Here is a 7,844-nt window from a genome sequence, read left to right as displayed (position 1 = left end):
CAGTTGTTCCCAACCCGCGGCGGTGTTGCCGAGCTTGCCCCGGGTGCGGTACTTGCCCTGCCCCAACGGCAGGGCGATGTCGAAGGTGGCCTTGGCCACGTCGATGCCTATCACCTGCATGTCTCTGTCTCCTGCTGTCGAACCGGATCCAGTGACCGCCGGGCTTGCCCTTGTTCGTGCTGGCTCTCGCAAAAGCGGGCCGAAGATACCGTTCAAGCTCCAAGGCGGAAAAGGGTTCCGATGTGCCGGATCTACGGTGCGAGCTCGAAGGCTCAAGTGCGGAGACGGCATCATCGGAACCTCCCGGATCACTCCGGGGAAGTCTGCCTGATCGGGGCAGGCTTCAAGACACAAGATGCGGGGCTTGCCCCGCATGGGGCTTTCCCGGTGATGCTTCGTGCGGGGCAAGCCCCGCACCTACAAGGGGGTCAAGCCACGAACGGCCGGAAGCTGATACCCAGCCCGGCGATGCCCTCGGCTTCGCCGACCAGGTCGGCGCGCAGCAGCGGGCGGGCGTCGATGAAGGCCTTGTCCAGCACCAGCGACAGCGTGTTGCCGTCGATCGACAGTTCCAGCGTCGGGATCGGGTCGTCCTCGCGCGCGCGGTGCAGCAGCACCGCCAACCGCAGCAGCGCGGCGGTGCGTTTGGCCGGCAGCAGCAGGCGCTCGGGCAGGGCGTCGAACGCGGCCTTGGGCACGTTGCGGCGATGGGTGCGGATCAGCGCCGCCAGAACCTGCTGCTCTTGCCGCGAGAAGCCGGCGATGTCCGAGTGCTCGATCACGTAACTGCCGTGGGTGTGGTAGCCGCTGTGCGCGATCATCAGCCCCAGCTCGTGCAGGCGCGCGGCCCAGCCGAGCATGCGGGCGTCGTCCGAATCCAGCTTCCAGCCCTCGGCCACCTGCTCGAACAGGCGCTGCGCGGTCGCCTCCACGCGCTGCGCCTGGGCTTCGTCGATGGCGTAGCGCCGGGTCAGCGCCGCCACCGATTCGTCGCGTGGGTCGTTGTCGCCGGCGCGGCCGACGATGTCGTGGAGGATGCCCTCGCGCATCGCCGCCTTGCTGACCAGCAGCTTCTGCAGGCCCAGCGCCTGGAACGCGGCCTCCAGCACCAGCACGCCGCCGGCGATGATCGGCCGCCGTTCGCTGGACAGCGTCGGCAGGTTGATGTCGTCGATGTGCTTGGCGCGCAGCAGTTCCTCGCGCAGCTGCGGCAGCGCTTCGGCGGTGATCGCGCCCTTGCTCAGCTTCATCGCCGCGCAGATCTCGCTGATTGCCTTGTGCGTTCCGGACGAGCCCAGCGCCTCGTCCCAGCCCAGCGCGCGGTACTTGGCGGCGAACGGCTGGAACTCGGCGCCGATCTCGGTCAGCGCGTCCTTCCAGCGCTTCTTGCTCAGCTTGCCGCCGGGGAAGAAGCGGCGGGTGCTGGCGATGCAGCCGGCCTGCAGGCTCTCGCGTTCCAGCGGCTGCATGCCGGCGCCGATGATGAATTCGGTGGAGCCGCCGCCGATGTCGATCACCAGCCGCCGCTGGCCGGGTTTGGGCGGCTGCGCGTGGGCCACGCCAAGGTAGATCAGGCGCGCTTCCTCGCGGCCGCTGACCACCTCGATGGCATGGCCCAGCGCGGTTTCGGCCGGCATCAGGAACGACAGCGGCGAGCGCAGCTGGCGCACGGTGTTGGTGGCCAGCGCGCGCACCCGGTACGGCGGGATGGTGCGGATGCGCTGGCCGAAGCGGGCCAGGCATTCCAGCGCGCGCTGCCGCGCCTCGGCCGACAGCCCGCCCTTGCCGTCCAGCCCGTCGGCCATGCGCACCGTCTCGCGCAGGCGGTCCACCACCCGCAGCTGGCCGAGCAGGTAGCGGGCGATGACCATGTGGAAGCTGTTGGACCCCAGGTCGATGGCGGCCAGCAGGTCGCCGTCCTGCAGGGGGGGGAAGGTCGGGGAGGACTGGGGCATGGCGGAATGGTAGTGGATGGCCGGGACGGGTGTGTAGGAGCGCACCTCGGTGCGCGAGAGGCTTTCCCGGCAAAGCGCCATCGCGCAGCAAGCTGCGCTCCTACAGCGCTTCCAGCAACGCCTGCTGCGCCGAATGCGGCGCCTGCCCCGGTTGCGGCTCGCACTTGCGGTAGTGGCCGTCGGCCTGCAGCTCCCAGGCGTTGAGGTTGTCGTCCAGGTAGTTCTGCAGCACCTCGCGGTGGATGCGCTGGACCAGGTTGTCGTCCAGCACCGGGAAGCAGGTTTCCACGCGCCGCAGCAGGTTGCGTTCCAGCCAGTCGGCGCTGGCGCAGAACAGCTCCGGCCTGCCGTCGTTGCCGAACCAGTAGACGCGGCTGTGCTCGAGGAAGCGGCCGACGATCGAGCGCACCCGGATGTTGTCGGAAACGCCTTCCACGCCGGGGCGCAGGGTGCAGGCGCCGCGCACGATCAGGTCGATCCGCACGCCGGCCTGCGAGGCCGCGTACAGGGCGCGGATCACCTGCGCTTCGTTGAGCGCGTTCATCTTGGCGATGATCCGTCCCGGCCGGCCTTCCAGCGCCAGCCGCGTCTCGCGCTCGATCCGCTGCAGCAGCCCGCTGTGCAGGGTGAACGGCGATTGCAGCAGGCAGTCCAGCGTCCTTTTCGAGGCCAGCCCGGACAGTTGCTGGAACAACTGGTGCACGTCGTTGCCGATGTCGGCGTCGGCGGTTATCAGGCTCAGGTCGGTGTAGGCGCGCGCGGTGCCGCTGTGGTAGTTGCCGGTGCCCAGGTGCACGTAGCGGCGCAGCTTGCGGCCCTCGCGGCGCACGATCAGCAGCATCTTGGCATGGGTCTTGTAGCCGACCACGCCGTAGACCACCTGCACGCCGGCGTCCTGCAGGCGGTCGGCCAGGCCGAGGTTGGCTTCCTCGTCGAAGCGCGCGCGCAGTTCCACCACCACGGTCACGTCCTTGCCGTTGCGCGCGGCCTGGATCAGCGCGTCGACAATGCCCGAGTCCTTGCCGGTGCGGTAAAGCGTCTGCTTGATCGCCAGCACGTTCGGGTCCACCGCCGCCTCGCGGATCAGTTCCAGCACCGTACCGAACGAATCGAACGGGTGGTGCAGCAGCACGTCCTTGCGCGCCACCGCGGCGAAGATGCCTTCCGGCGCCTTGAACACGCGCGGGGTCATCGGCGGGTACTTCAGGTCCGGCCGCTGCACCAGGTCGTAGACCTGGATCACGCGGTTGAGGTTGACCGAACCATCGATGCGGTAGGCCGCGTTGTCGGACAGGCCGAAGTTCTGCAGCAGGGTCTGCACGATCGGTTTGGGGCAGTCGTGGGCGATCTCCAGCCGCACCGCCGGGCGGTAGCCGCGGTCCACCAGCTCGTCGCGCAGCGCCAGCGCCAGGTTCTCGACCTCTTCCTCGTCCACCACCAGCTCGGAGTTGCGGGTGACCCGGAACTGGTAGGCGCCGCGCACGTCCATGCCGGGGAACAGTTCGTCGACGAAGGTGGACAGCACCGCCGACAGCAGCACGAAGTTCTGCGCCCCGCCCAGCGATTCGGGCAACTGGATGATGCGCGGCAGCGAGCGTGGCGCGCGCACCACCGCCAGGTGCCCGGCGCGGCCGAAGGCGTCGGTGCCGGTGAGCACCACGACGATGTTCAGCGACTTGTTGAGGATCTTCGGGAACGGGTGCGAGGGGTCCAGCCCCAGCGGCGACAGCACCGGCATGATCTCGTTGCGGAAGTACGCGCGCAGCCAGCGGCGCTGGCGCGCGGTCCACGTCGACGGCGACAGGATGCCGATGCCGGCCTCCTGCAGCGCCGGGCGCAGCACCTCGTTCCAGCAGCGGTACTGCTGGTCCACCAGCTCGGCGGCGCGGTCGTGGATGGCCGACAGGATCTGCTGCGGGCTCAGCCCGTCCGGCGCCGGCGGCAGGCCGAACTCCTGCGCGTGGCGCACCGCCGCGGCGCGGATCTCGAAGAACTCGTCGAGGTTGGTGCAGGAGATGCACAGGAAGCGCAGCCGCTCCAGCAGCGGCACCTGCGCGTCCATCGCCTGCGCCAGCACGCGGAAGTTGAAGTCCAGCTGCGACAGTTCGCGGTTGATGTACAGCGCCGGGTCGCGCAGCGGATCGGCGGCGGGAGCCGCTGTGGCGACAGGCGGGACGGAGGGATTCATGCCGGGGAGTCTTCGGTGGGGGCGGTAGGGAGGGCGATGTCGCGCGGGCGCACGTGCTCGGCGTCGAAGTGGCAGGCGAACACGCTGCCCTGGCCCACCTCGCTGCGGATATCCAGCCGCGCCTGGTGCAGGCCGAGGATGTGCTTGACGATGGACAGGCCCAGCCCGGTGCCGCCGCTCTCGCGCGAGCGGCTGCTGGACACGCGGTAGAAGCGCTCGGTCAACCGCGGCAGGTGGCTGGCGGGGATGCCGTAGCCGGTGTCGGTGACCGACAGCACCGCGCCGCCGCCCTCGCGGGCGAAGCGCAGGCTGATGCGGCCGCCGGCCGGGGTGTAGCGCACCGCGTTGGTGACCAGGTTGGAGAACGCGCTGTGCAGCTCCTTGTTGGAGCCGGCCAGGTCCACCCCGGCGGTGTCCTCGACGCTGATGTCATGGCGGCCCTGGCTGTGCGCCTCGGCCTCGCGGCGCAGCGAGGCCAGCATCGAGGTCATCGCCACGGTTTCCAGCTCGGTGTGCTGCTGCGACTCCAGCCGCGACAGGGTGAGCAGGTCCTCGACCAGCTGTGCCATGCGCTGGCTCTGCTTGCGCATCTCCGCCAGCATCGGACCGGTGTCGGGGAAGTCCTCCGGGTCCATCATGTCCAGGTAGCCGTGGACCACGGTCAGCGGCGTGCGCAGCTCGTGCGAGACGTTGGCGACGAAATCGCGGCGCACCTGCTCCAGGTGCAGTAGCTTGGTGACGTCGCGCGCCACCAGCAGCCAGTGGTGGTCCGAATACGGGATCAGCCGCAGGTGCAGGCGGATGCCGGCATCGACCGGCGAATTGGCGTCGAGGATCGGCTCGGCGTTGCGGCCGCCGGCCAGCCAGTGCGCCAGCGGCAGCGGTTGCAGGCGCTCGACCAGCGGCGCGCCCATGTCGGCCGGGTGGCGCAGGCCGAGCAGGCCGGTGGCCGCCTCGTTGAACCACTGGATGCGCTGGGTGTTGCGGTCCACCACCACCACCGCGTCGGGCAGCGCCGCGGCGGCGGCGCGGTAGCTGCGCAGCATGTCCAGCAGGCGCCGCTTGCGCGCGCGCATTTCCTGCTGGTTGCGGTACAGCAGCCGGTCCAGCTCGTTCCACACGCCGGTGCCGTCGCGGGTTTCCCAGCGCTGGCGCGCGGTCAGCCGCAGCAGCACCTGGCGCAGCCGCCAGTAGTGCCAGGCCAGGATGCCCAGCGCGGCCAGCGCCACCACCCAGGCCGGCTTGCCGAGCAGCGTGCCGAGCAGCCCGGCCAGCACCAACAGCGCGGCCACGGTGGCCAGCGTCTTCAACCAGGCGGATCGGAATTGGCGGGGCATCGTGGGAAGGCGGGGAATGTGGGAACGGGGAATGCGGGGTGATCGGGCGCCTGATACATGCAGGCGGGAAGGGAGTGCTTGTGCTGCTTCAACTATTGCGCATCAGGCAGGGAAAGGGGAGCCGTGGGGCCATGCCGTGGTTTTGCGCCGTTCCGGTGATTCCCGCTTTTCACCCACCGACTCCCGGCCTTGCTTCATTCCCTGTTCCCCGTTCCCGTGTTCCCCGCTTCAAGACGCCGAGAAGCGGTAGCCGGCGCCGCGCACGGTCTGCACCATGTTCTCGGCACCGAACGGCTCCAGCGTCTTGCGCAGGCGGCGGATGTGCACGTCGATGGTGCGCTCTTCCACGTAGACGCTGCCGCCCCACACGTGGTCGAGCAGCTGCGAGCGGGTATAGACGCGCTCGGGGTGGGTCATGAAGAAGTGCAGCAGGCGGTATTCGGTGGGGCCGATGGAAACCGGCGCGTCGTTGGCGAACACGCGGTGGGCGGCGCCGTCGATGCGGATCGGACCGATGCCGACGCTGCCGTCCTCGTCGTCGTCGCGGGTGCGGCGCAGCACCGCGCGGATGCGCGCCAGCAGCTCGCGCGCCGAGAACGGCTTGACCACGTAGTCGTCCACGCCCGCTTCCAGCCCGCCGACGCGGTCGTTCTCCTCGCCGCGCGCGGTGAGCATGATGATCGGCACCTCGCGGGTCAGCGCCTCCTTGCGCCAGCGTCGGGCCAGCTCCAGGCCGCTGGTGCCGGGCAGCATCCAGTCCAGCAGGATCAGGTCCGGCACGTGGTCGGCGATGGCGGTCTGCGCCTCCAGCGCGTCGCCGGCATGCACCGGCTCGTACTCGCCCTTGCGCAGGGCGAAGGCGACCATGTCGCGGATCGCCGGTTCGTCGTCGACTATCAGGATGCGTTTGAGCACGTTTTGCCTGTCATGGAGCCCGTTCGGCCGCGATTAGACTACGGTTTGATGACGGGTTTGTGACATGACACGTAGGTCGGGGCCATGCCCCCGACGTGTGCGATGTCGCGCGTCGGGGATGTAACCCCGACCTACCGGCGCTGCATGTCCGGGTCGCGCTGGCCCAGCCGGCGCATTTCCAGCACTGTCGGCATGATCGCCTCGATGCGGGCGTCGACGCGGGCGCGGCTGACGTAATCCAGCGCCGGCTGCTTGAGCAATGCCTGGAACTGCAGCAGCGCCTGCTCGGGGCGGCCGTTCAGGTAGGCGGCCTCGGCATAGGCCTCGCTGGCGCGGGTGGTGTCGCCGGCCAGTTCGCAGGCGCGGGCGAAGGTGCGCTGGAACACCGGGTCGTCGCCGGCGCGCGCCAGCAGCGGGCGCAGCATCGCCTGGGCGCGCTTGCCGGCCTCGGCGCCGCCCTGTTCGTTGAGCACCTGCGCGTAGGTCAGCGCTACCGGGCGACTCTGCGGCAGCTGCCGCAGCAGCGCGTCGAAGCGGCGGTTGGCGTCGTCGTGGCGGCCGCTGCGCGATTCGGCCTCGCCCAGTGCCAGGCCCACCCACAGGTTGTCCGGGTACTCGGCGTGCAGTTCCTGAAGTTCCTGCAGCGCCTGCTGCACCGCCTTGCCGCCGTCGCGCAGCTGGGCGATGGCCACGCCGTAGCGCTGCGGGTCGCTCAGGCCGTCCTTCTGGCTGCGGCGCAGGTCCTGGTATTCGCGCACCAGTTCGGACGGGGTGGGCGCGCTGAGCACGCGCAGGCGCTCGCGCGCCCAGTCGAACTGGCCGCTGGCGCCGCGCGGCAGGTCCAGCGACGGCAGCGACAGCTGCATCGAGCCGGGCAGCAGCGGGTTGCCCAGGGGGGTGAGCGGGTCGGCGGACGGGTCGGACGGGTCCACCCGCTCCTGGCGCACGCCGCTGGGCGTGGTGGTGGTCAGCAGCACCGTGTCCTTCTTCATCTGCTCAGCGCGGGCCTTGGCCTCGCTGATGCGGGTGACGGTGACCGGGTGGGTACGCAGGAAATCCGGCGTGGAATAGCCGCCCTCGTTGCCGCGCATCGCCGCCGCCATGCGCTCGAAGAAGCCGGCCATCGCATCGACGTCGTAGCCGCTGCGCGCCAGCGTGCGGATGCCGAGCCGGTCGGCCTCCGATTCGTTGGAGCGGGTGAAGTTGATCTGCAACTGCTGCATCAGGCCCATGCCGGAGGTGATCGCGGCCATCGTCGCGTCGCCCGAGGAATTGCCGCCGGCCTGCTGCGCGGCGACCACCGCGGCCAGCATGCCCAGCAGGATCGGGATCTGGTCGCGCTGCGCCTTCTCGACGCTGCGCAGCACGTGCTGCTGGGTGACGTGCGAGATCTCGTGCGACAGTACCGCCGCCACCTCGTCCTCGCGCTGCGCGGTCAGCACCAGCCCG

General features: G+C 69.9%; 5 protein-coding genes and 1 pseudogene. All 6 read right to left on the bottom strand.

Features of this window, described 5'->3' with window-relative positions:
• Window positions 1-120, bottom strand: a pseudogene (locus tag ABB34_RS15335) (IS110-like element ISStma4 family transposase); the annotation flags it as partial.
• Between the two features lie 308 nt (window positions 121-428).
• Entirely contained in the window at window positions 429-1,955 is a 1,527-nt protein-coding gene (gene ppx / locus ABB34_RS13850; RefSeq protein WP_057641966.1) for an exopolyphosphatase, read from the bottom strand.
• Between the two features lie 100 nt (window positions 1,956-2,055).
• Window positions 2,056-4,143, bottom strand: coding sequence for a polyphosphate kinase 1 (gene ppk1 / locus ABB34_RS13845; protein WP_057641965.1), 2,088 nt, complete (start codon window positions 4,141-4,143; stop codon window positions 2,056-2,058).
• Window positions 4,140-5,480, bottom strand: a complete 1,341-nt coding sequence (gene phoR, locus ABB34_RS13840; RefSeq protein ID WP_057641964.1) for a phosphate regulon sensor histidine kinase PhoR — start codon at window positions 5,478-5,480, stop codon at window positions 4,140-4,142. The genes ppk1 and phoR overlap by 4 nt, the downstream gene beginning before the upstream one ends.
• 228 nt (window positions 5,481-5,708) lie before the next feature.
• Window positions 5,709-6,395, bottom strand: a complete 687-nt coding sequence (phoB, locus tag ABB34_RS13835; protein WP_057641963.1) for a phosphate regulon transcriptional regulator PhoB — start codon at window positions 6,393-6,395, stop codon at window positions 5,709-5,711.
• Window positions 6,396-6,526: 131 nt separating this feature from the next.
• A partial coding sequence (locus ABB34_RS13830; protein WP_057641962.1) for a M48 family metalloprotease occupies window positions 6,527-7,844 on the bottom strand: 1,318 nt, incomplete at its 5' end.

The sequence above is a fragment of the Stenotrophomonas daejeonensis genome (assembly GCF_001431505.1).
GTDB classification, from domain to species: Bacteria; Pseudomonadota; Gammaproteobacteria; order Xanthomonadales; family Xanthomonadaceae; genus Stenotrophomonas; species Stenotrophomonas daejeonensis.
This window is presented reverse-complemented; position numbering and strand designations above follow the sequence as displayed.

What these genes read in the sequence shown, in the direction of transcription:
- ppx (WP_057641966.1), bottom strand. Translation starts at nt 1,955, where the DNA reads ATGCCCCAGTCCTCCCCGACCTTCCCCCCCCTGCAGGACGGCGACCTG.
- ppk1 (WP_057641965.1), bottom strand. Translation starts at nt 4,143, where the DNA reads ATGAATCCCTCCGTCCCGCCTGTCGCCACAGCGGCTCCCGCCGCCGAT.
- phoR (WP_057641964.1), bottom strand. Translation starts at nt 5,480, where the DNA reads ATGCCCCGCCAATTCCGATCCGCCTGGTTGAAGACGCTGGCCACCGTG.